This is a genomic window from Klebsiella sp. 10-1, assembly GCF_009758445.1.
GTDB lineage: Bacteria > Pseudomonadota > Gammaproteobacteria > Enterobacterales > Enterobacteriaceae > Klebsiella > Klebsiella scottii.
Map to the genome: position 1 here is coordinate 446,031 of NZ_WQRE01000001.1, position 25,485 is coordinate 471,515.

The 25,485-nt window shown below is 61.9% G+C and carries 22 protein-coding genes; 9 read left to right on the forward strand and 13 right to left on the reverse strand.

Annotated elements, in window-relative coordinates:
• Nucleotides 1–2: 2 nt before the first annotated feature.
• On the reverse strand, nucleotides 3–1,100 hold the full coding sequence (locus GO007_RS02055; protein ID WP_095094916.1) for an oxidoreductase: 1,098 nt from the start codon (nucleotides 1,098–1,100) through the stop codon (nucleotides 3–5).
• Between the two features lie 163 nt (nucleotides 1,101–1,263).
• On the opposite strand from GO007_RS02055, the gene GO007_RS02060 reads away from it, so the two are divergent.
• The 4 genes from GO007_RS02060 to GO007_RS02075 are packed head-to-tail and all read left to right on the forward strand — an operon-like array spanning nucleotide 1,264 to nucleotide 6,100.
• Nucleotides 1,264–2,766, forward strand: a complete 1,503-nt coding sequence (locus tag GO007_RS02060; RefSeq protein WP_095094920.1) for a sugar ABC transporter ATP-binding protein — start codon at nucleotides 1,264–1,266, stop codon at nucleotides 2,764–2,766.
• Nucleotides 2,763–3,761, forward strand: a complete 999-nt coding sequence (locus GO007_RS02065) for an ABC transporter permease (RefSeq protein ID WP_095094922.1) — start codon at nucleotides 2,763–2,765, stop codon at nucleotides 3,759–3,761. Before GO007_RS02060 ends, GO007_RS02065 begins: the two co-directional genes overlap by 4 nt.
• Nucleotides 3,762–3,781: 20 nt before the next feature.
• On the forward strand, nucleotides 3,782–4,846 hold the full coding sequence (locus GO007_RS02070; protein WP_095094925.1) for a sugar ABC transporter substrate-binding protein: 1,065 nt from the start codon (nucleotides 3,782–3,784) through the stop codon (nucleotides 4,844–4,846).
• 9 nt (nucleotides 4,847–4,855) lie between these two features.
• Nucleotides 4,856–6,100 (forward strand): LVIVD repeat-containing protein, encoded by a 1,245-nt coding sequence (locus GO007_RS02075; protein WP_095094928.1) that lies wholly within the window; start codon nucleotides 4,856–4,858, stop codon nucleotides 6,098–6,100.
• A 71-nt stretch (nucleotides 6,101–6,171) separates the two neighbouring features.
• On the opposite strand, the gene mtnK is transcribed toward GO007_RS02075, so the two are convergent.
• A complete protein-coding gene (mtnK, locus tag GO007_RS02080) occupies nucleotides 6,172–7,371 on the reverse strand; it encodes an S-methyl-5-thioribose kinase (RefSeq protein ID WP_095094931.1) in 1,200 nt (399 codons plus the stop codon).
• 103 nt (nucleotides 7,372–7,474) lie between these two features.
• Here mtnK and mtnA point away from each other — a divergent pair, with 103 nt between their 5' ends.
• Nucleotides 7,475–8,503 (forward strand): S-methyl-5-thioribose-1-phosphate isomerase, encoded by a 1,029-nt coding sequence (gene mtnA / locus GO007_RS02085; protein ID WP_095094934.1) that lies wholly within the window; start codon nucleotides 7,475–7,477, stop codon nucleotides 8,501–8,503.
• Here mtnA and codA read toward each other — a convergent pair.
• From codA to GO007_RS02105, 4 genes are all read right to left on the reverse strand, one after another.
• The gene (codA, locus tag GO007_RS02090; protein ID WP_095094937.1) at nucleotides 8,500–9,753 is read right to left on the reverse strand and encodes a cytosine deaminase; all 1,254 of its coding nucleotides are present in this window, start codon (nucleotides 9,751–9,753) and stop codon (nucleotides 8,500–8,502) included. The two genes, mtnA and codA, sit on opposite strands and share 4 nt — an antisense overlap.
• Complete coding sequence (locus GO007_RS02095) at nucleotides 9,750–10,985, reverse strand: PucR family transcriptional regulator (RefSeq protein ID WP_095094939.1); 1,236 nt, start codon at nucleotides 10,983–10,985, stop codon at nucleotides 9,750–9,752. The genes codA and GO007_RS02095 overlap by 4 nt, the downstream gene beginning before the upstream one ends.
• A gap of 2 nt (nucleotides 10,986–10,987) precedes the next feature.
• Nucleotides 10,988–12,250, reverse strand: a complete 1,263-nt coding sequence (codB, locus tag GO007_RS02100; RefSeq protein ID WP_095094942.1) for a cytosine permease — start codon at nucleotides 12,248–12,250, stop codon at nucleotides 10,988–10,990.
• 117 nt (nucleotides 12,251–12,367) lie between these two features.
• On the reverse strand, nucleotides 12,368–12,682 hold the full coding sequence (locus tag GO007_RS02105) for a hypothetical protein (protein ID WP_143350129.1): 315 nt from the start codon (nucleotides 12,680–12,682) through the stop codon (nucleotides 12,368–12,370).
• 134 nt (nucleotides 12,683–12,816) lie between these two features.
• Between GO007_RS02105 and GO007_RS02110 the strand changes: the two genes are divergently transcribed.
• Genes GO007_RS02110 through GO007_RS02120 form a run of 3 tightly spaced genes read left to right on the forward strand, consistent with a single transcriptional unit; the run spans nucleotide 12,817 to nucleotide 15,975 of the window.
• On the forward strand, nucleotides 12,817–13,428 hold the full coding sequence (locus tag GO007_RS02110) for a methylthioribulose 1-phosphate dehydratase (RefSeq protein ID WP_095094944.1): 612 nt from the start codon (nucleotides 12,817–12,819) through the stop codon (nucleotides 13,426–13,428).
• A 25-nt stretch (nucleotides 13,429–13,453) separates the two neighbouring features.
• The gene (locus GO007_RS02115) at nucleotides 13,454–14,950 is read left to right on the forward strand and encodes an FGGY-family carbohydrate kinase (RefSeq protein ID WP_095094946.1); all 1,497 of its coding nucleotides are present in this window, start codon (nucleotides 13,454–13,456) and stop codon (nucleotides 14,948–14,950) included.
• The gene (locus GO007_RS02120; protein WP_095094949.1) at nucleotides 14,947–15,975 is read left to right on the forward strand and encodes a 2-hydroxyacid dehydrogenase; all 1,029 of its coding nucleotides are present in this window, start codon (nucleotides 14,947–14,949) and stop codon (nucleotides 15,973–15,975) included. The genes GO007_RS02115 and GO007_RS02120 overlap by 4 nt, the downstream gene beginning before the upstream one ends.
• Nucleotides 15,976–15,990: 15 nt before the next feature.
• On the opposite strand, the gene GO007_RS02125 is transcribed toward GO007_RS02120, so the two are convergent.
• From GO007_RS02125 to GO007_RS02145, 5 genes are read right to left on the reverse strand one after another with little or no spacing between them, the layout of a single operon-like run.
• Complete coding sequence (locus GO007_RS02125) at nucleotides 15,991–16,935, reverse strand: carbohydrate kinase family protein (protein WP_095094952.1); 945 nt, start codon at nucleotides 16,933–16,935, stop codon at nucleotides 15,991–15,993.
• A gap of 10 nt (nucleotides 16,936–16,945) precedes the next feature.
• Nucleotides 16,946–17,947 (reverse strand): ABC transporter permease, encoded by a 1,002-nt coding sequence (locus GO007_RS02130; protein ID WP_095094955.1) that lies wholly within the window; start codon nucleotides 17,945–17,947, stop codon nucleotides 16,946–16,948.
• Nucleotides 17,944–18,933 carry an ABC transporter permease gene (locus GO007_RS02135; RefSeq protein ID WP_095094958.1) on the reverse strand — a complete coding sequence of 330 codons (990 nt, stop codon included), beginning with the start codon at nucleotides 18,931–18,933 and terminating at the stop codon, nucleotides 17,944–17,946. The genes GO007_RS02130 and GO007_RS02135 overlap by 4 nt, the downstream gene beginning before the upstream one ends.
• A complete protein-coding gene (locus tag GO007_RS02140) occupies nucleotides 18,930–20,435 on the reverse strand; it encodes a sugar ABC transporter ATP-binding protein (RefSeq protein WP_157349112.1) in 1,506 nt (501 codons plus the stop codon). Before GO007_RS02140 ends, GO007_RS02135 begins: the two co-directional genes overlap by 4 nt.
• Nucleotides 20,436–20,479: 44 nt before the next feature.
• A complete protein-coding gene (locus GO007_RS02145) occupies nucleotides 20,480–21,460 on the reverse strand; it encodes a sugar ABC transporter substrate-binding protein (RefSeq protein ID WP_095094964.1) in 981 nt (326 codons plus the stop codon).
• Between the two features lie 415 nt (nucleotides 21,461–21,875).
• On the opposite strand from GO007_RS02145, the gene GO007_RS02150 reads away from it, so the two are divergent.
• Nucleotides 21,876–24,197 (forward strand): molybdopterin-dependent oxidoreductase, encoded by a 2,322-nt coding sequence (locus tag GO007_RS02150; protein ID WP_095094967.1) that lies wholly within the window; start codon nucleotides 21,876–21,878, stop codon nucleotides 24,195–24,197.
• Nucleotides 24,198–24,241: 44 nt separating this feature from the next.
• Here the strand turns inward: GO007_RS02150 and GO007_RS02155 are convergent, their stop codons facing one another.
• Together GO007_RS02155 and mtnC are read right to left on the reverse strand one after the other, a co-directional pair.
• Nucleotides 24,242–24,784 carry a 1,2-dihydroxy-3-keto-5-methylthiopentene dioxygenase gene (locus tag GO007_RS02155; RefSeq protein ID WP_095094970.1) on the reverse strand — a complete coding sequence of 181 codons (543 nt, stop codon included), beginning with the start codon at nucleotides 24,782–24,784 and terminating at the stop codon, nucleotides 24,242–24,244.
• Entirely contained in the window at nucleotides 24,781–25,470 is a 690-nt protein-coding gene (gene mtnC / locus GO007_RS02160; protein WP_095094973.1) for an acireductone synthase, read from the reverse strand. Before mtnC ends, GO007_RS02155 begins: the two co-directional genes overlap by 4 nt.
• Nucleotides 25,471–25,485 lie beyond the last annotated feature (15 nt).

Consider the following 25,485-nt stretch of genomic DNA (forward strand, 5'->3'; position numbering starts at 1 on the left):
GCTCAGTGTATCTGGCGGCGGAAATTTTCCACTTTCTCAAAGGCGGCCATCAGGGTCTGCGGGGTCAGCTCCACCGGCAGGAAGTGGATCGATTCCACCGGGCGCAGCGTATGGGCAATCACCTTCTGCAGCTCGGCCTGGTTGTGGATATCCACGTCGAGCTCCGCGAGGGTGGTCGGCAGGTTAAAGCGCTGATAGGCCGCCACCAGCTGAGCCAGTACCGCATCCTGGCCGAGCAGGGCGCTCTGCACCAGAATGCCGTAGGCGACCTTGGTGCCGTGGAGAAATTTATCCGTCTGCGGCAGCACCGTCAGGCCGTTGTGCACCGCGTGGGCGGCCGCAACCCGGGTGTAGCGCTCGCCCAGGCCGCCGACCATCCCGCCGCCGGCGATAATCGCATCGACAACGTCCAGAAGCGGCTGGCTCAGCTCGCCGCGCTGCCGGTCGGCGAGCGCCGTTTCGCTGCTCTCCAGCAGGACGTCGCGGATCGCCAGCGCGCCGTTAATCCCCAGGCGTACGGTCAGCGGCAGGGTTTCCGGACGCGGCGCCAGCACCACCGCCTCATACCATTTCGCCAGCGTATCGCCGATCCCCGCCAGCAGATACTCCTCCGGCGCGTTGAGGATGATCCTCGGCTCCACCAGCACCAGGAAGTTGGTGTCGTCGAAAATTTCAAAATGCAGCGCCTGGCCGGCGTCGTTGTACCACACCGATAGCGGCGTCCACGCCGCGCAGGTGGCGGCGATGGTCGGGATCGCCACCACCGGTAGCGCAAGCCGCCTGGCCACCGCTTTGGCGGTATCCAGCAGCGCGCCGCCGCCGACGCCAATCACCACGGAGCGGTCTTCACCCGCCTCGCGAACCAGTCGGGCGACGTCGCTTTCGCTGCAGTGGCCCTTAAAGAGGATTTTTTTGGTGCCGGGCGCATTGAAGGCCTCGGGTAAAAAGGGTTCTGCGCCGGCGATTGCCCGCTCGCCGTAGATCCACAGCGCCCGGGAAAGCTGCTCTGCGCTGTAAAAATCATGCAGCCGAGCGAGGCTGCCGGGATGGGAGAAGTAGTTGGCGGGGCCGGGGACCACGCGGATATCGCTGTTGCTCATAGAAGCTGACCTTATTGTCGTTTCGCTAACCTGATGTTATGTCTGGACATCCGGATGGCTAATATTATTTCGTTTTATCTTATGCCTTTTACGCAGTTGTCAGTCAAGGGCGGCTGTGAAAAATTCATTAAATCAAAATATTAATCGTAAAGGGTAGCAGGGGATGACAGCCAATCGCCTCGAGATGCACAACATTAACCTGGCCTTTTCCGGCTTTCGGGCGCTGAACAACGTGGCGTTTTCCCTGAAGGGGGGGACCGTGCACGCGCTGACCGGCGCCAACGGCGCGGGAAAATCGACGCTGATGGCGGTGCTCTGCGGGACGCACGCGCATTATGAGGGCGAGATTGTCATCAATAATCAGCCGGTAAATATTCGTTCTCCACGCGATGCAAAGCAGCTTGGCATTCATCTGGTGCAGCAGGAAGTCGACGTGGCGCTCGTTCCCGGCCTGAGCATTGCCGAGAACATCATGCTGGACCGGCTGGCGCTGCCGGGCCAGGGCTTTAGCTGGCGGCGGGTCCGCGAGCAGGCCCGGGCCGCGCTGGCCCAGCTGGATATCGTTCTTGACGTGCGGCGCTCTATCGATAGCTGCTCTCTGGCCGAGAAGCAGCAAATTCTGCTGGCGCGGGCCCTGTCGCACCACTGCCGCTTCCTGATCCTTGATGAGCCGACGGCGCCGCTGGACCGCCACGAAAGCGAACGCCTGTTTACCGTGGTGCGCCGCCTGCAGCAGCAGGGGATCGGCGTGGTGTTTATCTCCCACCGCATTCATGAGCTGAAGGCCATTTGCGACACCTTAACGGTGCTGCGCGACGGACGGCTGATCGAAAGCGGCCCGATGGCGGAGCTCAGCGGCGAGCAGATCGTGGAAAAGATGCTCGGCCATGAGCTTAGCGATATTTTTCCGCCGAAGCGCCCGCCGCACGGTGAAGAGGTGCTGCTCCAGGTGGAAGGGCTGCACGACGAGGGGCTGCTGCAGGATATCTCTCTGCGCCTGCGCAAAGGCGAAATTCTCGGCATCGCCGGGCTGGCGGGAGCCGGTAAAACCGAACTATGTAAGGCGCTGTTCGGCGCCAGTAAAAGCCGTCTGGCGCGCGGCGAGCTGAATAGCCAGCCGTGGCGCCCGCGCGACCCGGCGGACTCCGTTACCCGCGGGCTGGCGCTGGTGCCGGAGGAGCGGCGCAAGGAGGGGATTTTTATCGAAGAGCCTATCGCCATGAACCTCGCGGTGAGCGCCGATAGCAGCTTTTCGCGCTGGAGCCTGTTTGGCCATCGCCAGGCCTGGCGCTGGGCGGAGGAGGTGGTGGCCCGGATCGGTATTCGCACCACCGGCCCGGGCCAGACGCTGCGTCGTCTCTCCGGCGGCAATCAGCAGAAGGTGGCCATCGGTAAATGGCTGCGCGGCAGCGCTAACGTGCTGATTTTTGATGAGCCGACCAAAGGCGTCGACGTGAAGGCAAAGACCGACCTGTTCAACCTGATCGACGGGCTGGCGCGAGAAGGCAAAGGGGTGATCTACGCCTCGGGCGAATTCTCGGAGCTGGTTGGATTGTGCGACCGCATTTGCGTGCTGTGGGATGGCCGCATTGTGGCAGAAATAGCGGGCGCAGAGGCCCGCGAAGAGACCCTACTTTATTACTCCACCGGAGGAGCAGCAGCGTGAGCAAGGCCCTGACCGCTACCGCGACGGCATCGAGCCGTCAGCGATTTTTCGATTTTCTCTACAAATGGGGCATGTTGCTGACCGTTGTGCTGCTGATCGCCGTTTTTGGCCTCGCATCGGATAACTTCCTCGACCCGTTCAATATCATCAACATCCTGCGCTCGATTGCCATCGTGACGGTGATCGCCATCGGGGTGTCGATTTCGCTCACCATCGGCGGATTCGACCTGTCGGTCGGCTCGACCGCCTCGCTGGCGAACGCGCTGGTGATTTCGCTGTTCGTCTGGCACGGATTTGGCACCACCGAGGCGATTCTGATCACCCTGGCGCTGTGTACGCTGGTGGGGCTGTTTAACGCCTTTCTGATCGTGGTGCTGCGCATTCCCGACATGCTCGCGACCCTCGCCAGCCTGTTCGTGATTCAGGGCGTGGCGATGACCTACAGCTACGGCGGCTCGATTACCGAGAACATGGTGCTGCCGAGCGGCGAGATGGCGGAAGGGACCATTCCGGCGGCGTTCGGCCTGCTGGGGCAGGTTCCGACGATTGTCATCATTATGCTGGCGGTGACCGTGGTTGCCCAGCTGGCGCTCTCTTTCACCACCCACGGGCGGCGGATGTACGCCATCGGCGGCAACCCGGAGGCCGCGCGCCTCTCCGGCCTGCGCATCACGCGCTATAAGGTGGCGGCGTACGTTATCGCCTCGCTGCTGGCGGGCCTCGGCGGCATCCTGCTGGCGTCGCGCATCGGCTCCTCCCAGGTTAACGCCGGCGGGGGATACCTGATGGACGCGGTGGCGGCGGCGTGGATCGGCTTCTCGCTGGCGGGCTCGGGCAAACCGAACGCGCTGGGCACGCTGGTGGGGGCGGTGATCCTCGGGGTGCTCTCCAACGGCCTGGTGATGCTCTCGGTTCCGTACTACGCAATGGACATTATTAAAGGGCTGGTGCTGGCTGGCGCGTTAGCACTGACCTATTTTCAGCGCCGCACCTAATTATAAACAGGGTAAACATGATGAAAAAAATAACGCTTTCTCTTATTGCGCTGGGGCTGCTCAACTCCGTAGCCGCCTATGCTCAAACCCCCACGCCGGTGCCGGCCGCTATCGCTGAACACAGCGGGCCGATCCGCATTGCGGTGATCCGTAACCTGGGTTCCGATGATAACACCACCCAGTTTGTGTCCGGGGCTATCCAGGAAGGCAAGAAGCTCGGCTTTAAAATGAGCACCTTCCTGAGCAACGGCGACGACGCGAAATTCCAGGACTTCGTCAATCAGGCCATTAGCCAGAAATATGACGGCATTATTCTCTCCCAGGGGCGCGATCCCTACTCGACCGCGCTGGTGAAGAAGGCGGTGGACGCCGGGATTAAGGTCGCGGTATTCGACACCGCCGTCAGCGGCGAGATCCCGGGCGTGACCGTGACCCAGCAGGATGACGCCTCCCTGACCGATCTCTCTTTTGGTCAGCTGGTGAAAGATTTCAACGGTAAAGCCAACATTATCAAGCTGTGGGTCGCCGGCTTCCCGCCGATGGAGCGCCGTCAGGTGGCTTACCAGGCGCTGCTCAAGCAGAACCCGGGCATCAAAGAGCTGGAGTCGATCGGCGCCGTCTCCTCCGACGTGCAGGGCGATACCGCCAACAAAGTCGGGGCGATCTTAGCGAAATACCCGAAAGGCAAAATTGACGCGATTTGGGGTACCTGGGACGCCTTCAGCCAGGGGGCTTATAAGGCGCTGAAAGAGAACGGCCGTACCGAAATTAAGCTCTACAGCATTGATATCTCTAACCAGGATCTGCAGCTGATGCGCGAATCCGGCAGCCCGTGGAAGGTGAGCGTGGCCGTCGATCCGAAGCTTATCGGAGCGACCAACGTACGTCTGGTGGCCAACAAGATTGCCGGGGAGCCGACGCCTGCAACCTACGATTTTAAAGCCGCGGCAATCCCTCAGGCGCTGCTGGCCGCGCAGCCGGGGGCGGTAAACGTGGCGTCGCTTGGCAAAATCATTCCGGGCTGGGGCCAGACCGAAGACTTTATCGCCCCGTGGTTCGCCACCCTGGAAGCTAAAAACAAGTAAGGAGCAGGTATGGCGACGGAACTCCCGCGTCCCGATTACAGCCGCAATATGCGGCTGATTGGGCATAGCGATCAGGGCGGACGCCCGGATGGCGTCCAGCTGATGGTGCATCGTGGTTTTGCCTATATCGGCCACATGGTGTCCCAGGGTTTTTCGGTGGTGGACGTTCGCGACCCGAAAAACCCCAAAGCGGTGAACTACGTCGCCGCCCCGCCCGGCACCTGGAACGTCCACCTGCAGGCGCATGACGACCTGCTGCTGGTGATCAACGCCCGGGATCTGTTTGCCGACGCCCGCTTTGCCGACGAGAAGGTCTACTACACCCGTTCGGTGGGCGAGACGGTCAGCGACGTACGGGAGAAGGGCTGGAGCGCCGGGCTGCGTATTTTTGATATCTCCGTTGCGGATAAACCGCGTGAAATCAGCTTTCTGTCGCTCGACGGGATCGGCATTCACCGGATCTGGTACGTCGGCGGCCGCTGGGCCTACGTTTCCGCGCTGATCGACGGTTTTAGCGACTATATCTTCCTGACCATCGATCTCGCCGATCCGCGCAAGCCGCAGGTCGCCGGGCGCTGGTGGCTGCCGGGGATGAACCAGGCGGCAGGGGAGACGGCGAGCTGGCCGCAGGGTAAACGCTACGCCCTGCATCACGCCATTATCGCCGGAGATACCGCCTACGGCAGCTGGCGCGACGGCGGTCTGACCCTGCTCGACGTCAAGGACCGCACCCAGCCGAAGCTGATTAGCCACCGCAACTGGAGCCCGCCGTTTGGCGGCGGCACCCATACCGCGCTGCCGCTGCCGGATCGCGATTTACTGGTGGTGCTGGACGAGGCGGTGCTCGACAACCAGCAGGATGGCGAGAAGCTGATCTGGCTGTTCGATATCCGCGACCCGGCGAATCCGGTCAGCATCTCGACCTTCCCGCAGCCGCGGGAGAGCGACTATGTGGCGAAAGGGGCGCATTTTGGCCCGCATAATCTGCATGAGAATCGCCCCGGAAGCTTCGTCAGCTCGACGCTGATTTTCGCCACTTACCAAAACGCGGGCGTGCGGGCCTACGACATCTCCGACCCGTACCGGCCGGTAGAAACCGGGGCGCTGGTGCCCGCGGCGCCGGAGAAGATGATGGATACCCGTCCGGGTCGCCCGCGGGTGATCCAGTCCTGCGATGTGTTCGTTGACGCGCAGGGGATTATCTACAGCACCGACTATAACGGCGGGCTGTCGGTGATTGAGTATTTGGGGTAGGGAAGTGCGGTGAGCGGGTAGCCCGGGCAAAGCAGCGCTAGCGCCGCGCCCGGGAATACACGGGGAACGGCTTAGCTGTACTGGCGAATGCGGGCGATCAGCTCGTCGACGCTGTCGATACGTTCGGCAATCACGATCAGCGCTTTGCCGAGCGAAATCGCATGGCGCAGACATTCATGGCGCATGGCCCGATCCTCAATGCTGTCGATATCGGCAACGTGCGACAGGCCGACGCTGCGGCGAATCAGCTCGGTTCCACAGAAGCCAATCGCATCCGCCCACACTTTTTTCAGGAACGCTGAGGCATAGCCGGGATAAGCCAGCGCCGCATCGCGGCTCTTCTCCGCCGCCAGCGCCTGGAAGCGTTCGGCAAAGGTCGTCCACAGCGCCTGAATATCGTTCAGGCGCTGTTCGCGCGCGGCGGCGGCGTCGCGAATGCCCAGATGGCCCGGCAGGCTGCAGTAGTTCAGCAGCAGGTTGCCGATGGCGGTGCCGACATCAAAGCCAATCGGGCCGAAATAGCCGAACTCGGCGTCGATGGCTTTAAAGCTGCCCTCGGCAACGAAAATTGAACCGCTGTGGATATCGCCGTGCAGCAGCGCTTCCGCCTGGGAGAAGAAGCGGTGCTTGAGCGAGGCCACCGCCAGCCTGAGCTGGCTATCGTGGCGCAGGGCGGCAATATCGTCCTCCAGCTCCGGCGGATAGCTGTTGCGTTCATGAACCTGGTAGGGGTCGTTGAAGAACAGATCCTCGGTTATTTCACACATCTCCGGGTTAATAAAGCGCGCGACCTGGGCTTTTTTATCGTGAGGATGGAGATAAAAATCGCTGGTATGGAACAGCGCCTGGGCCAGGTATTCGCCCAGCTGGCTCGCCGCCTGCGGATAGTAAACGTTGGCGATAAGCTCGCCGCGCCAGATACGGTGATCGGAAAGATCCTCCATCACCATCACCGCCAGTTCAGCATCGAAATGGTGAATTTTTACCGTGTGCTGCGGGCAGTGTTGATAGTGGGTCACCAGCGTCTGCGCCTCGAGTCGGGCGCGATCGAGCGTCAGCGGCCAGGACTCTCCGACGCAGCGGACGTAGGGCAGCGCCTGCTTAACGACAATGCGGCTCACGCCCTGGGTATCAAAAATTTTAAATACCAGGTTGAGGTTACCGTCACCCACTTCCTGCGCGGACACCAGTTCCGACGGGTCGTCGAGACCGCCAAATTGTTGTGCATAAGCCACCGCATCGCTGGCCGTGAAGGTATGGTATTGCGACATTGCCTCGATCCTCAAAAGTTCCGGTTAAGCCGTTCAGACGTCTATACTTCTGGATTCCATCCTGACACAATGTGATACAACAACGCAACAGGGATTTAACGACATGCAGACACTACAGACCACCAGCCTGCGGGTAAGCGAAAATCAGCTTTTTATTCTTGACCAGCAGGCATTGCCGCAGGAAAAACGCTGGCTGGCGGCAGATAACGTTTCGTTACTGGTTGACCATATTCACGCTCTGCGGGTGCGCGGCGCGCCGTTAATCGGTCTCTCTGCCAGTCTGCTGTTAGCGCTTCTGGCGCAGCGCGGCCTGACCCGCGATGAGCTATCGCAGGCGCTGGATACGCTGCGCGCCGCGCGTCCGACGGCGGTCAACCTGATGAATAACCTCGACCGCATGAAGCTGGCGCTGGCGAAAGAAAACTATATTCCGGCTCTTGAAGAAGAAGCGCTGCGCCTGATCGCTGAAGATAAGCAGCTGTGCGCCAGCATCGCGGAAACCGGCGTCAGCCTGGTCAAAGCGGGCAGTCGCCTGCTGACCCACTGCAACACCGGCGGGCTGGCGACCGCAGGGGTGGGCACGGCGTTAGGGGTGATCGCGCTGGCCCATCAGCGCGGCCTGGTGGCGAACGTGTGGGTCGACGAGACGCGCCCGCTGCTGCAGGGCGGCCGTCTGACCGCATGGGAGCTGGGTGAGCTGGGGGTGCCCTATCAGCTGATTACTGATTCGATGGCCGCCAGCCTGATGGCTAAAGGGCAGGTCGATGCGGTGTGGGTTGGCGCCGATCGCATTGCCGCCAACGGCGACGTGGCGAACAAAATCGGTACCTATTCGCTGGCGGTGCTGGCGAAATATCACGGTATTCCGTTCTATGTCGCCGCGCCGCAAACCACGCTCGACCGCGGCTGCCCGAACGGCGAGGCCATTCCTATTGAACAGCGCGCGGCGGCGGAAGTGACCGGCGTGGCCGGCAGCTTCGGCGCGGTGCAGTGGGCGCCGGCGGATGCATCGGTTTATAACCCGGCGTTTGACGTCACGCCTGCGGCATTAATCAGCGGCTGGGTGCTGGACAGCGGCGTCGTTACCCGCGAGCAGGTGGCGGCCGGAGCATTTGCGCCAAATATTGGCTAACGGCGCGGGTCTGCCGCCGGATAGCGGATCTGCTCCGGCTGGCGCTGCAGAATGATTTTGCCGCGGCGAATGGAGGTCAGCACTTTGGCCTGACGCCGCACGGCGTCATAGTCATTTTCCGAATCGAGGATCAGCAGGTTCGCCGGGCGGCCTTCGGCGATACCGTAATTATCGCCGAGGCACAGCGCCCGGGCGCTGTTATCGGTAATCAAATCGAGACAGCGCTGCAAATCTTCATACCCCAGCATATGGCAGATGTGCAGCCCGGCATCGAGGATGCGCATGATGTTGCCGTTGCCCAGCGGGTACCAGGGGTCCTGAATGGAGTCCTGGGCAAAGCAGACGTTAATCCCGGCGCGGTCCAGCTCCGCCACCCGCGTCACGCCGCGGCGTTTTGGCCAGCTGTCGAAGCGCCCCTGCAGGTGAATGCTTTCGGTTGGGCAGGAGATAAAGTTGATGCCCGACGCCTTGAGCAGGCGGAACAGCTTCGAGCAGTAGGCGTTATCGTAGGAACCCATCGCGCAGGTATGGCTGGCGGTGACCTGCGCGCCCATGCCGCGTACCCGAGCCTCTTCCGCCAGCACTTCCAGAAAGCGCGACTGCGGGTCATCGATTTCATCGCAGTGCACGTCCACCAGGCAGCCGTGGCGCTGGGCCAGGTCCATCAGAAAGGCCAGCGAGCTGACGCCCTTGTCGCGGGTGTTCTCGTAGTGCGGAATGCCGCCCACCACGTCGGCGCCCATTTCGATGGCGCGGGTCATCAGCTCTCGTCCGCCGGGGAACGACTCGATCCCCTCCTGCGGGAAGGCGACGATTTGCAGGTCGATAAGATCGGCAGCCTCTTTTTTCACCTCCAGCATCGCCTCCAGCGCCGTCAGGGAAGGGTCGGTGACATCAATGTGAGTGCGCACGTGCTGCACGCCGTTATCGCGCAGCATACCGATGGTCTTCAGCGCGCGCTGGCGCGTATCTTCTACCGTGACGCTCTCTTTACGCTGGCTCCAGCGGGTGATGCCCTCAAACAGCGTGCCGCTCATATTCCACTCCGGCTCGCCCGCCGTGAGGGTGGCGTCAAGGTGGATATGCGGCTCGACAAACGGCGGGATAACCAGCTTTTGCTGCGCGTCGATATCGCTGGCGTCAGCCGCCCGCGCGGCGGCCTGCGGGGCGATGCTTTTAATCATGCCGTCCTGTAACTCAAGGGTATAGAGCGCTTCTTTATGGCGCAGGCGCGCGTTGATAATTTTCATGGTTGTTCCCGTAAATGGTTTTGCGACATACGCCAGATCGCTAAGGCGACCGAGGCGTTGAGATGAAACTGCGGATGGCTGACCGGATAGCGGGTCAGCTTTTCAATACGTTGGATACGCTGATGCAGGGTGTTGCGGTGAATGCCCAGCCGCTCGGCGGCCCTCATCACGTTGCCGTTCTCCTGGAGCAGGGTTTCCAGGGTCTCCATGAGCAGCCACGGGCTTTTACGATCGGGTTCGATCAGGCAGCCAAGGGTGTCGTGCATAAAATCGCTCAGCAGCGTGGGATCGCCGACGGCGGAGAGCAGCTTGATAAAGCCCAGCTGCTGATAGTCGCTGATGCGCTGAGCCGGGCGCAGGGTATCGCTGAGATCCAGCGCCTGGCGCGCCTGCGACAGCGCCCGCTGATAGCCCTGCAGCTCCTGCACCGGCGCGGAGAGGCCGCACAGCAGCGACAGCCCGTCATCGCCCTCCGCAAGCTGGAGCAGCCACTGCTGTAGCCGCTTTTTCTGCTGATAAAATTCGCCTTCCTCATCCGGGAGCAGGAAGAGAAACATATTGCTGCGCTCAACCAGCGGAAAGGGGTTGCCCTGCTGGTTAAGCTGCTGCTGCAATCGCTGGCGCACGGTGCGACGGGCCTGCTGCAGCCAGGCTTCGGCCTGCTCCGGCGGAAACTGGCGAAACAGGCGCTGAATCCCCTCAAGGCGCAGCGCCGCCACCCGCAGCGGGCGGGTAAAATCCAGCTGCTGATGAAGCGCGCGTTGATGCAGGATCTGCAGGTCGGGATAGTCGCCGGTTAACAGCTGCAGCAGAATATCGCGCTGCGACTGCAGCGCGTTTTCGCTGCGCACCAGCGCGGTACCGATGCGCTCGGTGACGATCACCATTTTGAGCAGATAGGGCTGTTCGATCAGCGGAATGCCCAGCTCGTCGGCCAGCGCGATCAATCGCGGAGGGATCGTCTGGATATAGGCGTCGCCGGTCAGGATCACCATGCCGGCGATCCCGCGCTGCTTGCCCTCCATCAGCAGATGGATCAGGTTCTCCTCATTGCGGGGATGGTTGATCCCGGTGATAAACACCAGCTCTCCGCCCATGATCCACTCGGCGATATTTTCATTTTCCGCGACGTAGTACCAGCGCACCGCCAGCTGGAGCCCCTGCCGCCCCGCGCGCAGCCGCATCGCCGAGAGTCCCTCCAGCGCGAGGATTTCGCTGACCGTCAGGCTCATGGCTACTGCTCCGCAGCCGCGTCAGCCGCGGGCTGGCGTTTGCTCAGGCGGGTCAGGATGATATAGACCAGCGCGGAGACGGAGATGCCCACCAGCGGCGCAACCCACGGCGACAGGTAAGCCACCAGCGCGCCGACGGCATAAGCGCCCAGGCCCAGCCAGTTGAAGCGCGGTAAGCGCGCGGTTTGCAGCAGAGGATAGCGCCCGCCGCGATAAAACCAGTAGTCGGCGAGGATCACGCCGCCGATGGGCGGGATGATGCTGCCCAGCAGAACCAGGAACGGGATCAGCATTTCGTACATCCCGCCAATGGCCAGCAGAATGCCGACGCCGGCGGCGACAACGGTCAGGGTCCGGCGGCGTTCGCTGCGCAGCAGGTGACAGGCGGCGGCCGAAACGTTATAGATTGTCGGCCCCTGAATCGTCAGCAGATTGAGGCACAGCATGACCACCGCGGCGACGGAGAGCCCCTGCAAAATCAGAACTTCCACGATATCGGCCTGCTGATAAACGATGGCGCACCAGGCCCCGGCCACAATCATCAACCCGTTACCGATAAGGAAGCTGCCCATGCTGGCGAGGATGGCGGTGCGGCTGGAGTTAGCCAGCCGCGTCCAGTTCGTCGCCTGGGTCGCGCCGCTGGCGAAGGTGCCAAATACCATGGTGATGGCCGCCGACCAGGTCATGGTTTCGCCCGGCTCGATTTTGGTCATCGCCTGCCAGCCGCCGGCATGGTGGGCGGCAAGGTACATGGAGACCACCAGCAGGATAAACATCAGCGGGACCGAAACCCTCGATAGCGCATCCAGCCCCTTATAGCCCACCAGCGCGGTGACGCAGAACAGGATGCCGAACAGCACCATCAGCGGAATGGTCATCGCCTCGGGCAGGGCAAGGATTTTGACCAGCGAAATAGCCACCGTGGCGGTACCCCAGGCGTACCAGCCCAGCTCGGCGAAACCGAGAATAAAATCGGCGAGCCTGCTACCGATCTCGCCGAAGCAAAAACGCCCCATCAGTACGGTGTTCAGCCCGCTGCGGGCGGCAATCCAGCCGAGCGACGCCGCGTACAGGGCCAGCAAAAAGTTGCCGATAACCGCAATCCACAGCAGGTTAACGATGGAAAAAGAGACGCCGAGCTTACCGCCCGCGAACATCGTGCCGGTAAAAAAGGTAAAGCTGAACAGAACCATGGAGATTGAAAACAGGCCCTTGCGCCCTGAGGCCGGCGCTTCGACGAGCGGGAAATCGTTGCTGTTTGACATAGTGGAACCTCTGAGTGGTCACCCGAATGGCGATGCCAGAGGGGTAGCAAGAGGTGTGCCAAAAAAAGCGGGGCAACGGGAACATATTGGGGTGTGCAGTGTGCACATAAAAAGGCGTTAAACGGCGCCGTTTTGCCAGAATGGTGTGCAGGGTGCAAAGTTTTGCACCAGCGTGGAGCAGCCGTTCGGACTTTGCCATCGCGCGCGGTCGCTATCGCCGGCGCTGAAATTTACGCCAGCCGCACGCAGAACGATCCCCCGTCTTTTTAGCGACCCGCAGCGGGTAATGTTGGTGTTATGAAAACGTTCAGTTGTATCACTGTTAAAAACGGTAATTTCATATGCGTTTCTGATATAACCATTCTTAATGTAAGCCTTTCCTGAAATATTGTTCAGCCGGGCAGGCGGTGTTAGTATCGGATAAATAGCCATTTAGACGGCTAAAGAACGTTGTCTCGGGATACCCTGTTTACCATTTTGAGTCACAGCAGCGCCCACGCTGCCAGCAACAACGGCGCCCGAGCGTCAAGGTTCTCAAAATACCATCGCTAAACTAAGGAACTGCTATGTGGCAAGAAAGACTCGCGCAACTGGTCACCACCTGTCATTGGATCGGTGCGAAGGGCTGGGCGCCGGCGACCGGCGGCAATATGTCCGTGCGCCAGGATGAGACCTGGTGCTGGCTCAGCGAGTCGGGACGCGATAAGGGCAGCCTGACCAGCGAAGATTTTCTGCAGGTTGATATTGCCAGCAATACCGCGCCTTCCGGGCGTAAGCCCTCGGCGGAAACCGGGCTGCATACCCTGGTCTATCGCCTGTTCCCCGAGGCCAACGTCGTGCTGCACGTCCATACCGTCAACGCGACGGTGCTGTCGCGCATCGAGAAGAGCGGGACGCTGGCGCTGCAGGGCTACGAAATGCAGAAAACGCTGACCGGCCAGCACAGCCATCTCGACACCGTCCCGGTGGCGATTTTCGATAACGATCAGGATATCGACGCCCTGGCGGCGCGCATCGAAGATTATGCGCAAACCCGCCCGCTGCGCTACGGCTTCCTGCTGCGCGGCCACGGTCTGACCTGCTGGGGGAAAGATATTAACGAGGCGCGCCGTCAGCTGGAAGGTCTGGAATTCCTGTTCGAGTGCGAGCTGATGCGTCGCCGCTACGAGCGCGACTAATTTTCAATAAGCGATCGGATCAGGCATGGATTTTTATCTGGGTATCGATATCGGCACCTCGCGCGTCAAGGCGGTGCTGTTTGATGAGCATTTTCAGGCGCGGGCCAGCGCGGCGGAGAATACCGGGCCGCGTCTGTCGGCTAACGGCTACGCCGAGCAGGATATGGCGCAGCTGTGGCAGTCGGTCATCGCTATTTTGCGCCAGATTGCGCAACGCCCGGAGCTGCAGAGCGGGCGCTTAAGAGCCATTGGCCTTGCCGGGCAGGGCGAAGGGGTGTGGCTAAGCGATGCCGAGGGCGAGCCGGTCGGGCCGGGGATCCTGTGGAGCGATACCCGCAGCCGGGAGCTGATGAGCGATCTGCTGCGCCGCCCGGGCTTCGATCGCCGCTTTTTTGCCGAGACCGGCACCCACCTGCAGCCGTGCAATACCAGCATGCAGCTATGCTGGCTCCGGCATTATCAGCCGGAGCGGCTGGCGGCGGCGCGCTATCTGTTTTTTGCCAAAGACTGGATCCGCTTTCGCCTGACCGGCGTCGCGGCGCTGGATATCACCGATGCCAGCACCTCGCTGCTCAATCAGCAGAGCGGGGAGCTGTCGGCGGTGGTGCTGAATGAAATGGGGCTTGCCGACCTGCATCATCTGTTCCCGCCGCTGCTGGCGCCGGATGCGCAGGCCGGCGCCCTGCGCGACGAGGTGGCGGAGCTGACCGGGCTGGCGGCCGGTACGCCGGTGGCCGCCGGCGCGCTCGACGTGTGCAGCGCGGCGCTCGGCTGCGGCGCGGTGAACGACGGCGATATCTATACGATCCTCGGTACGACCTGCTGTACCGGCATCGTGTGCCACGGTCGTCAGACGGTGAACGAAGGAACGCGCTACGTCACCCATACCGAAGCGGGGAGCTTTATTAACCTCTTTCCGATGCAGGCCGGAACGCCGAATATCGACTGGCTGCAGCAGCATATCTCCCTGAGCCCGGATCTCCAGCAGCTTGAGCGGGCGATTGCCGACGTCGAGCCGGGCAGCGGGGGCGTGTTCTGGCAGCCCTATCTGAACGGCGAACGCGCGCCGTTTTATAGCCCGGATGCGCGGGCCGGCTATTTTGGCATCAGCCAGCATACCACCCGCGCCGAGCTACAGCGGGCGGTCTTTGAGGGGCTGGCTTACGCCATCGTCGACTCGCTGCAGGGCTATCCGCAGGGCGGAGAGCTGTACCTGACCGGCGGCGGCGCGGCCTCCGCGACCTGGCTACAGATTATTGCCGACTGCAGCGGCAGAACGGTGGTCTCCAGCACCTTTAACGAACTCAGCGCCCGCGGGGCCGCGATTCTGGCAGCCCGCAGCGTTAACGAACTCTCGCACTACCCGCAGCTGGAGCAGACGCGCTATCAGCCAGATCCGCGGGCGCACGCCCGCTACGCCGCGCTCTATCCGGTTTATCGCCTGCTACGCGAACAGATGCTGCCCGTCTGGCAGGCCAGGCAGGAGGCGCTTCAACGTATTTCTCAGGAATCAGACCAATGAAAATTGTATTTACCGCTGAACACTCCGGCGATCTTGCGGCGTTCCACCAGCTGGGCGATCTGCGGGTGGAGGGATGGGCGCTGGGCAAACCGAAGCTCAGCGCCGGCCAGCTGATCGATCTGGCTCACGATGCCGAAGTGCTGGTGACCAGCTACGACGACGTGACGGAAGAGGTGATCGCCGCCTGCCCGCGCCTGAAGGTGATTGCCTGTACCCGCGCCAATCCGGTGAATATCGATGTTAAAGCTGCGGCGGCGCGCGACATTCGCGTGCTCTACACGCCGGGCCGCAACGCCGACGCGGCGGCGGAGCTCACGCTTGGGCTGATGCTGAGCCTGGCGCGGCATATCCCGCAGGCGCACGCGGCGCTGAAGCGCGGCGAGTTTACCAACGCCGACAATGCGGCGGCGGTCACTCAGGCCGGGCTGCGCCGCGACGTGGTGTGGGACGTGAGCCCGCAGAGCCCTTACGAGGTGTTTAAAGGCAGCGAGCTGCGCAATAAAACGCTGGGGCTGATTGGCTACGGGAATATTGGTCGCCGGGTGGCGCGTATCGCCCGCGCGTTCGGCATGGCGGTGCTGGTGGTGGACCCGTTCGTGGCGGGCGAGGATATCAACGAGCCGGGGCTGCGCAAAACCACTCTCGAAGCGCTGTTCCGCGAGGCGGATATCGTCAGCCTGCATCTGAGCAGCGGCGCCGGCAGCGACGGCCTGGTAAACGCGCCGCTGCTGAACAGCATGAAGCCCGGCGCGCTGCTGATTAACACTTCCCGCGCGGCGGTGGTTGACGAGGAGGCGCTCATTCACGCTCTGCGCCACGGGCCGCTGGGCGGCGCGGCGCTGGACGTTTATCATCGCGAACCGCTGTGGCGCGATCACCCGTTTGTCACCGAGTTTGCTAACGTGATTATCACCCCGCATATTGCCGGCGCGACCCGCGAAAGCATCAGCAAGCATACGGCGATGATTGCCGCCGATCTCCAGCGCTACGTCGCCGGCGAGCCGCTGTTATACCAGTGGCGCTAAGCGCGGGGCCGCAGGCTATCCGGCCCGATTCGCGGCCATAAATGCCAGGGTGTGGTCCCAGTCGATCACGCCCGCATCCGATCCCAGGCCGGTGGCGACCAGCGCCGCCACGGCCGATGCCACTTCGCAGGCCTCTTTTTCGTTCAACCCGCGGGCCAGTGCGGCAATAAAGCCGCCGCAGTAGCTATCGCCGCAGCCGGTAGTATCTACCGCCTCTACGCGCCACGGGGCGATATGCTCGACGCGACCGTCGCGGGTCAGCAGCCAGGAGCCGTTGGCGCCGTCTTTCAAAATACAGGTCCCCACGCCGAGGTCGAAGAAGAAACGGGCGATTTCGGCGGGCTCGCTGCGTCCCGACAGATAGGCGGCCTCCTCCAGCGAGGGCATAAAGTAGTCTACCGACGGCAGCAGCGGGCGCAGCAGATCCAGGGTTCGCTCATCGGGGGCGATCAGGTCGAAGCTGGTGGTGACGCCGCGCGCCCTGGCCGCCGCCAGCAGTCGCGCGCTCTGACCCTGGTCCATTGCCGCCAGCAGACCCGTGCCGCCGTGATGCAGGAAGCGGCAGTCGAGAATCGAGGCGAACGCCTCTTCGCCGACGAACAGCGCATCGGAGGCGCCGCGACAGTGCAGCGCGGGCCGCTCGCCGTTCGGGCGGATAGGCAGGATCGTTGCCGAGGTCTCCTTTTGCGTCGTGCGCTGGATCAGCGAGCAGTCGATTCCCAGGCGCGCGTAGCTGGCGAGAATAAAATCGGCTTTTTCATCGTGGCCGAGGCAGGCGACGGCGGCGGTGCGAACGCCGAGCTTCGCGGCGTTGATATTCGCTCCGGCGGCGGTGCCCGCCGGGTTCAGGCGAATTTGTTCGATAAAGGCCACCCCGCCGCGGGGCGGGATGTCGAGAACCGGGCGACCGGCGATATCAAGGATCGTCAGGCCGACAAAAACGGCGTCAAAGGCTGCCATAGATACTCCGTTAACGATGCTGCTGACGCAGACGCGCCTGCCAGAAAGAGAGGGCCAGCGCGACCACCAGAATGACGCCGACCAGCGCGTCTTTGACCAGGTAGTTAAGACCCATCAGGTTCAGGCCGTTATCAATGATGGCGAGGAACAGTACCCCGCCGAGGGTACCGGCGATGCTGGCCCGGCCCTGGCGGTTAAAGGCGGTGCCGATAAAGACGGCGGCAATCGCATCCATCAAATAGGACTGGCCGGCCAGCGGCGTAAACTGCCGCAGGTTAGCGGAGAGGATCACGCCGCCGATGGCGCACAGCGCTGAGGCCGCGACCAGCACCCATAGCATGGTCAGCCGATCGCGGATCCCGGCGATGCGCGCCGCTTCCCCGTTCTGGCCAATGGCGCGAACGTACTTGCCGAAGAGCGTGCGCTCGGTAATCAGCCAGGCCACCAGCCACAGCGCCAGCACGATAACCACCGGCGTCGGAATACCGGCGATATTTCCCACTGCCAGATCGTGGTACTCCGGCGCCATCCGGCGATAGGCGATCGAGCCGCCGCCGTCGGTATAGATCCGCTCCACGCTGCTGGCAATAAACCAGGTCCCGAGGGTGGCAAGGAACGGACGGATCTGGCAAATCAGGATCAGAAAGGCGTTCAGCAGACCGATGATCGCCCCGCCGAGCAGGGCATAGCCCACCGCGGCCTGCCACGGCAGGTGCCAGGTTTTCAGGGCCACCAGCGCAAAGGCGGCGCCAAAGTCGAGCGCGACGCCAACCGAGAGATCGATGGCGCCCGCGCTGACGATGAGGGTCATCGCCATCGCCACAATCAGCAGAATCGCGCTGCCCTGGAGCAGGTTTGCCCAGTTATCAACGGTCAGAAATACCGGGTTAGCCCAGCCGAACAGGGCAATAGCCAGCAGGGTGATAATGCCGAAGCCCGCCCGCGACAGATAGGCCAGCGGGCCGCCGGCGGTCTGCTCCGGCGATGAGGATTTGAGCGTCAGCTGGCTCATTGATTGCCTCCGTGATGTCTGACCGCAGAAGCCGCCAGCACGATAAGGATCAGGGTGCCTTTGATGGCGCCCATCCAGAAAATATTGACCCCCAGCAGCCCGAGGCCGTTGGAGAGGGCGTTGACCAGCACCGCGCCAAGCAGCGCGCCCCAGATGGTGACGACGCGCCGGCGCGAGAAGGCGGCGCCGATAAAGGTCGCCAGCACGGTCTCCAGCAGCAGCGGCGTGGCGGTACCGCTGGAGCTGCCCGAGCCCTGGCTCAGCAGCGGCAGAATCGCCAGACCGGCGGCGATGCCTGCCAGCAGCCAGACGTAAACCGTCAGCCGGCGCACGTTAAGCCCGCTCATTTGCGCCATATCGCGGTTGCCGCCGACCGCCTGCAGATGCTGGCCGAAGCGCGAGTGGTGCACCAGCAGCTGGAACAGGACGAAGACCGCCAGCAGATAGATCAGCGGCCAGGGGATGCCGAGCAGCGTCTGGTCGCGAAAAGCCACCATCAGCGGATCGCTGACCGCAATGCGCCGCTGGCCGGTGAGTAAATCGGTCAGGCCGGTAAAGGCCACGGAGGTTGAGAGCGTTGCCAGCAGCGGCGGCAGCCCGGCGACCAGCACCAGCCCGGCGTTGATCGCCCCGCAGGCGAGGCAGACCACGAGCGGCAGGAGCAGCAGCCACAGATAGGACATCTGCCACTCCACCATGCCGAGGCTCAGAAGCGCGACCCCGAGCACCGCGATGGCGGGAAGCGAGAGGTCGATCCCGCCGGTGACCACGTCATCGCCGCCGACGGCAATCACGCAAACCAGTCCGAAGCAGAGAATGGCCAGCGGCACGCTCTGCACCAGCATCATGCTGATATTCTGCCAGCTTAAAAAGAAGGGCGACTGGAGGCTAAGCCAGACCAGCAGGGCAAAGAAGAGAATCAGCGGAAATTTTTCGATAAGCGTCGTTATGCCCGGCAGGCCGCGGCGTTGGATACCCGTACTCATAGCTGTTGTTCCTGTCCACCGTTAATCGTTGCCAGCAGGGCGTCGAGCGTCAGCCCCTGGGTGGTGAGATTCGCCACCAGCTCGCCGCGCCACATCACGAGGATCCGATCGCATAGCCCCAGCAGCTCCGGCGCATCGCTGGAGGAGACCAGCACCGCGCGTCCGCGATCCGCCAGCTGACGGGTTCGCTGATAGATATCGCTGCGGGCGCCGATATCGACCCCGAGGGTCGGTTCATCGAGAATAAAGAGCCGCGCATCGGTGCCCAGCCAGCGGGCCAGAATCGCCTTTTGCTGGTTGCCGCCGCTCATCAGCCGCACCGGCAGCTCCGGGCGGCCGGGGCGGATAGAGAGCTGCTCAATCCAGCTGCGGGCTTTCTCCAGCGCCAGCCCTCGGTGTTCCCAGCCGAAGGTGGCGGTGTCCGACAGGGAGGCCAGATTAATGTTATCGGCGGTGGTGAAGGGGAGGATCAGCCCCTGATGGCGGCGGTCGCGGGGCACCAGCGCCATGCCGGCGCGAATCGCCTGCTTCGGCGTGCGTATGCGCTTCGGCTGACCGTCGATGCTAATCACGCCGCTGTCCACGCGCTTCAGGCCGTAGAGAAGGTCGACCAGCACGTCCCGCCCGGCGCCCAGCAGGCCGGCGACGCCGACGATTTCTCCGGGCTGGATATCAAAGGTAATGTCGCGCAGCTGATGGCCGTCGCCGAGCCCGCGCACCGACAGCAGCGGCGCGCTGGCGTCGGCTTCAGGCGGCGCGGACTGGCGCGGGGTATAGAGCTGTTCTATTTCCCGGCCGACCATCATTTTGATCAGCGCATCGGTATCCTGCAGCAGCGAGCGGTCAGGGTAGCCCACCACCTCGCCGTTGCGCAGAACGGTTCCGCGATCGCAGAGGGCGGCGATTTCGTTCAGATAGTGGGAAATATAGAGAATGGCGATCCCCTGCTCGCGCAGGCGCAGGATCGCCGAGGAGACCAGGCTGGCCTCCTGCGCTTCCAGCGGCGCGGTGGGTTCATCAAAGACCACCAGCTTCGCGGCGCCGTCGATCAGCGCCCGGGCGATTTGCACCAGCTTACGTTCGGCAAGGCTGAGATCGCGAATCAGCCGCCGCGGGTTAATGCTCAGCTGCCAGCTATCGCGGAAAAAGGCCTCGGTGGCGGCGTTCATGCGCCTTCTGTCCAGCGCGCCCCAGCGGTGGCGATACTCCTGGCCGAGAAAAACGGATTCCGCCACCGTGAAGTGGGCAATCAGGTTGAGTTCCTGGTGGATAACGCGGATGCCCATTGCTTCAATGGCCGCAGGGTTGCCGAACGGGATCGCCGCGCCATCGAGGGTGGCGCTGCCGCTATCGGCCTGGTACACGCCGGCAAGGATCTTGATCAGGGTGGATTTTCCCGCCCCGTTTTCGCCGATCAGACCGTGAATTTCACCGGGGTTAAGAAGCAGCGTGACCGCATTTAATGCAGTCACGTTGGCAAAGCTTTTGCCGATCTGGCTCATGACCAGACCAGCGGCGGGGCGCTCCCCGCCGAGGGGTTGATTAATCACTGCAGTTCGCCATATCCCAGCTGTTTGTAGACCGCTTTCGCTTCCTGCGGGCCCTTCACCGGGACCACCGGAATAAAGGTTTGCAGCGGCAGAACCTGTTTAGCGAAGTAGTGCGCGACGTTGTCGGCCGACGTCTGGCCAATCAAGTGCGGCTGCTGAGCGACGTTAGCGACGAACGGGCTGCCGGGTTCGGCCATAATCTCCAGCGTTTCCGGGCCGGCATCGATGGCGGTGACCTTCACGTCTTTGTCGCGTCCGGTCTCTTCCAGAGCCTGCACGATCCCGATGGCCGGCTGATCCCAGCAGGCGACGTGGATGGCATCCAGTTTGCCTTTCGGATACTGGCTGAGCAGTTCGAGGGTTTTCTTACGCGCATCTTCCGGAGAGTTGGCAAACTGTTCGGCCAGCTCCGGCTGAATAATATGAATATCCGGGTAATCCTTAAGGACATATTTCCACTGGTCGTAGCGGATGCCGCAAATTCGCAGCGAGCTGGAGAATGCATTAAATACCGCAACGTTACCTTTGCCGCCTAATTCATCAGCCATATAGCGGCCAATGGTTGAACCTAGCGTGTAGTTGTCGGAGGTTGTGTTATTGACGGAGTATTTTGACACGTGGTCCACGGTAAATACCGGGATGCCGGCATCGCGCAGCGCTTTAAATTTAGGTTCAACGGCGCTGTCGCCGAGAATACTAATTACGGCATCGACCTTGCGTGATAATAAAATATCGTGGTTATTGGCGTGTACCTGATTATCACGACCGCCGTCGACGCCGATGACTTTACCACCCAGTTTTTCAACCTCTTCGGTGGCGCCTTTATAGGCTTCGCGATCCCAGAAGTGCTGGGTACCGACAACGGCGACGCCGATGGTTTTCCCCTGCAGCGACAGGGGCTCTGCGGCGGAGGCGCTGACGGAGACGAGCGTCATCAGACCCAGCGCGGCGGGCAGTAATTTTATTCTCTGCGACATTCTTATTATAGTCCTGTGATAAAGGTGTTTGCGGATTCGTAGCATGACAATAACGACCACGCAACCTCAAATACAAAATATGTCTAAGTTATACCAATAATGGTATATCGACGGAATAGGGCAGGAAAACTTAATTTTACCCGCTATAACCTGAAAATATTTCATGATGCTGAAATTAAGGCATGTTTATATTGTGGGTATAAGGTAAAAGCGCTGACTTTTATTGCAAACGGTAATTGCTGCTTAATGATGGCTATATTTATGGTGGGATATGGTGAATATAACCCAGGGCTCGCGTCATGCGGATGGTTATCGGCTAAAGTGACAGGATATTATAGTGTCATTGGCATTTTATCTTCAGCCAGCTCCCGACTTATTATAGCGGCCTCTATCGGGTGACAAAAAAACGGGCAACATGAATAAACAACATAATCTGGCGGTGATGCACTGGGGAACCTGGCAGGTGCAAACCCGCGATGGCGCCATTGATGCCGTTGTACCGGTCGCCTGGGATAAAAATCCCTCGCGCATCGGTCAGTCCCTCACCGATGCGGTCACCGGCAAAACGCGCATTCGTCGTCCGGCGGTGCGGGCCGGCTATCTGAAAAATGGCCCCGCGTCGCGGGAAGGTCGCGGCAAAGAGCCCTTTGTAGAGGTGAGCTGGGAGGTCGCCCTCGACCTGCTGGCCCGTGAACTCACCTCGGTGAAGGAGCGCTGCGGGAACGAAGCCATATACGGCGGCTCCTACGGCTGGGCCAGCGCCGGACGTTTTCATCACGCCCAGAGCCAGCTGCATCGTTTCCTGAAATCTTTCGGCGGCTACACCGCCAGTACCAATACCTACAGCAGCGCCGCCGGCGAGCGTATTTTGCCGCATGTGCTGGGGCCGCTTAGCCCGCTGCATCGTCAGCATACGCACTTCTCTGAGCTGGCGCGGGAGTGTCAGCTGTTCGTGGCGATTGGCGGCCTGCCGCTGCGTAACTCTCAGGTTAACGGCGGCGGCGCCAACGACCATATGCTGAAGCACTGGCTGGAGAAGATGCAGGCCAACGGCACGCGCTTTATCAATATCAGCCCGGTCAGCAACGATCTGAGCGCCGTCGACTCCGCGCAGTGGCTGGCGGTGCGTCCGGGGACCGATACCGCGCTGCTGCTGGCGCTGTGCTACGTCCTGATTACCGAATCCCTGTACGACAGTGACTTTGTGGCCAGCCACACGGTGGGCTTTGCTCCCTACCGCGCCTATCTGCTGGGAGAGCGTGACGGGGTGGCAAAAACGCCGCGCTGGGCGGCGGCGATCGTGGGGATTTCCGCGGAGCAGATTGTCTCCCTGGCGCGCGAGATGGCCAGCCAGCGCACGATGGTCAATATCTCCTGGTCCATTCAGCGCGCCCGCCAGGGGGAGCAGGCCTACTGGGCAACGGTCGCCCTGACCGCGCTGCTGGGGCAGATTGGTACCCCGGGCGGAGGGCTGGGCTTCGGCTACGCCTGTACCAACCTGGCGGGCGCGGCGCGCAAAGCCTTTTCCGGCCCCCGTCTGCCGGCGGGGAAAAATGCGGTTAACAGCGCGATCCCGGTGGCCCGGCTGGCGGACATGCTGCTGCACCCCGGCGGCGAATATGAGTTTGATGGCCAGCATCTGCGCTACCCCGATATCCGCCTGGTCTACTGGGCGGGGGGCAATGCTTTTCACCATCATCAGGACCTTAACCAGCTCTGCGAGGCGTGGCGACGGCCGGAAACGGTGGTGGTGCATGAGCAGTACTGGACCGCGCAGGCGAAGTTTTCCGACATTGTGCTGCCGGTGACCACCTCCCTGGAGCGGGAGGATATTGGCAGCGGCGGGCATGACGGATTTATGATTGCCATGAGCGCGCAGATCCCGCCGGTTGCCGAGGCCCGCGACGACTACGCGATTTTCTGCGATCTTGCCGCCCGGCTAGGCTGCGGCGAGCGCTTCAGCGAAGGGCGCAGCGTCGGGCAGTGGCTGCGGCATATTTATGATGAGTCGCGCCCGCGGGCCCGGGAAGAGGGCATTGAGCTGCCGTCGTTTGAGGATTTCTGGCAGCAGGGGGTGCTGGAGTACAGCGCGCCGGAGCAGCCGCAGGTCTTCCTGGCCGATTTTCGCGCCGACCCGCTGGGCTCTCCGCTCTCCACGCCGTCCGGCAAGATTGAGCTCTTCTCGCAGACCGTCGCCGACTTCGGCTACCGCGAGTGCCCGGGCCATCCGTGGTGGGATGAAGAGGAAGCGAGCTGGCAGCGGGAAGAGGCCAGCCGCTGGCCGCTGCATCTGCTGTCCAGCCAGCCGCGCACGCGTCTGCACAGCCAGTACGATCATGGCAGCGTCAGCCGGGCGACCAAAATTCAGGGGCGCGAGCCGCTGTGGATGCATCCCCAGGATGCGCAGGCGCGGGGAGTAACCGAAGGCAGCGTGGTGAAGGTGCATAACGCCCGCGGAGCGATTCTGGCCGGGGTGCATCTCAGCGAAGGGATCCGCCAGGGGGTAGTGCAGATGGCCACCGGCGCCTGGTACGATCCGCTGAACCCCAGCGAAAAAGGCTCCCTGGATAAGCACGGTAATCCTAACGTGCTGACCGAAGATCGCGGCAGCTCGCGGCTGGGCCAGGGCTGTAGCGCGCAGAGCTGCTGGGTCGAGATTGTCCCGTGGCGCGAGGCGCTGCCGCCCATTACCGCGTTCGATCCGCCGGCGTTTATCAGCGCGGACGCGTTGCCCTGAACGGCAGCCCGGCGGCGCAGGGCCGCCGGGCTGGATGAAGGAGATTACGCCAGCCGTGGGTAGGCGTCGGCAATATCATCCCCGGTAAACTTCGCCACCCAGCCTTCCGGGTTATCGAAAATTCGGATGGCGGTGAAGTTCGGTTCCGAGCCCATATCAAACCAGTGCGGCGTGTCGGCGGGGACGGAGATTAAATCGTTCTTCTCGCACAGCACCTGGAACACCTCATTGCCGATATGCAGGCAAAACAGCCCGGCACCCTCGACGAAGAAACGCACCTCGTCCTCGCCGTGGGTATGCTCGTTGAGAAACTTCGCGCGCAGCGCCTCTTTCTGCGGGTTGTCCGCGCGCAGGCTGATAACGTCCCAGCTCTGGTAACCCTTTTCGGCAACCAGCTTATCAATCGCGTGCTGGTAGGCCTCAAGCACCGTTTCCGGCGTTGGCGCGACGCCTAAATCGCGGTCGGCCTGCCAGCGCTCAAAGCGTACGCCTTTCGCCTTTAGCTGCTGCTGAATTTCGTCGGCGTCGGTGCTGTGCCAGATGGCGTTCCCGGCGTCCTGGTCAGAAAAAATCGTTAATGCGCTCATGCAGGTATTTGCTCCGGATGAATGTCGTCAAAACGCTGAATCTGCGGATGATGGCTGGCGGGGTCGCGATCGCCGCGCACCAGCTGCAGGGTGCGAAAACCGGCCTCCTCGGCGGCATCCAGCTCCTGATGGATATCGGAAAGGAACAGGATGGCGGCAGGGTGGTGACCCAGCTGTTCAGCAATGTTGCGGTAGGACTGCGCTTCGCGCTTCGCGCCTACCAGAGTATCGAAATAGCCGTTGAACAGATGAGTAATATCACCTTCGTCGCTGTAGCCAAATAACAATTTCTGCGCAGCGACCGAGCCTGAGGAATATACATATAAATCAATTCCCTGCGACTTCCACTTTTCCAGCGCCGGCAGAACATCGGGATACAGATGGCCGGTAAAGTCGCCGTTAAGGTAGCCATCGCGCCAGATAATCCCCTGCAGCGCCTTCAGCGCGGTGGATTTGCGATCCTCCTGCATAAAGGCAAATAGCGTATCGATAAGCTCGGCGGTGCTGGCTGCGGGAGCGGCGATTTCGTGGCGGAGGTTATCAAGGATCGTTTTGACCGGCTCAGCGTACTGCTGGGCGGTCACGAAGCCTGCTAATCGTTCACGGGCGTACGGAAACAGAATGTTATGTACGAAGCGAATGTCGCTGGTGGTACCTTCAATATCGGTCACGATGGCGCGGATCATGGTTTCTCCAGAGTG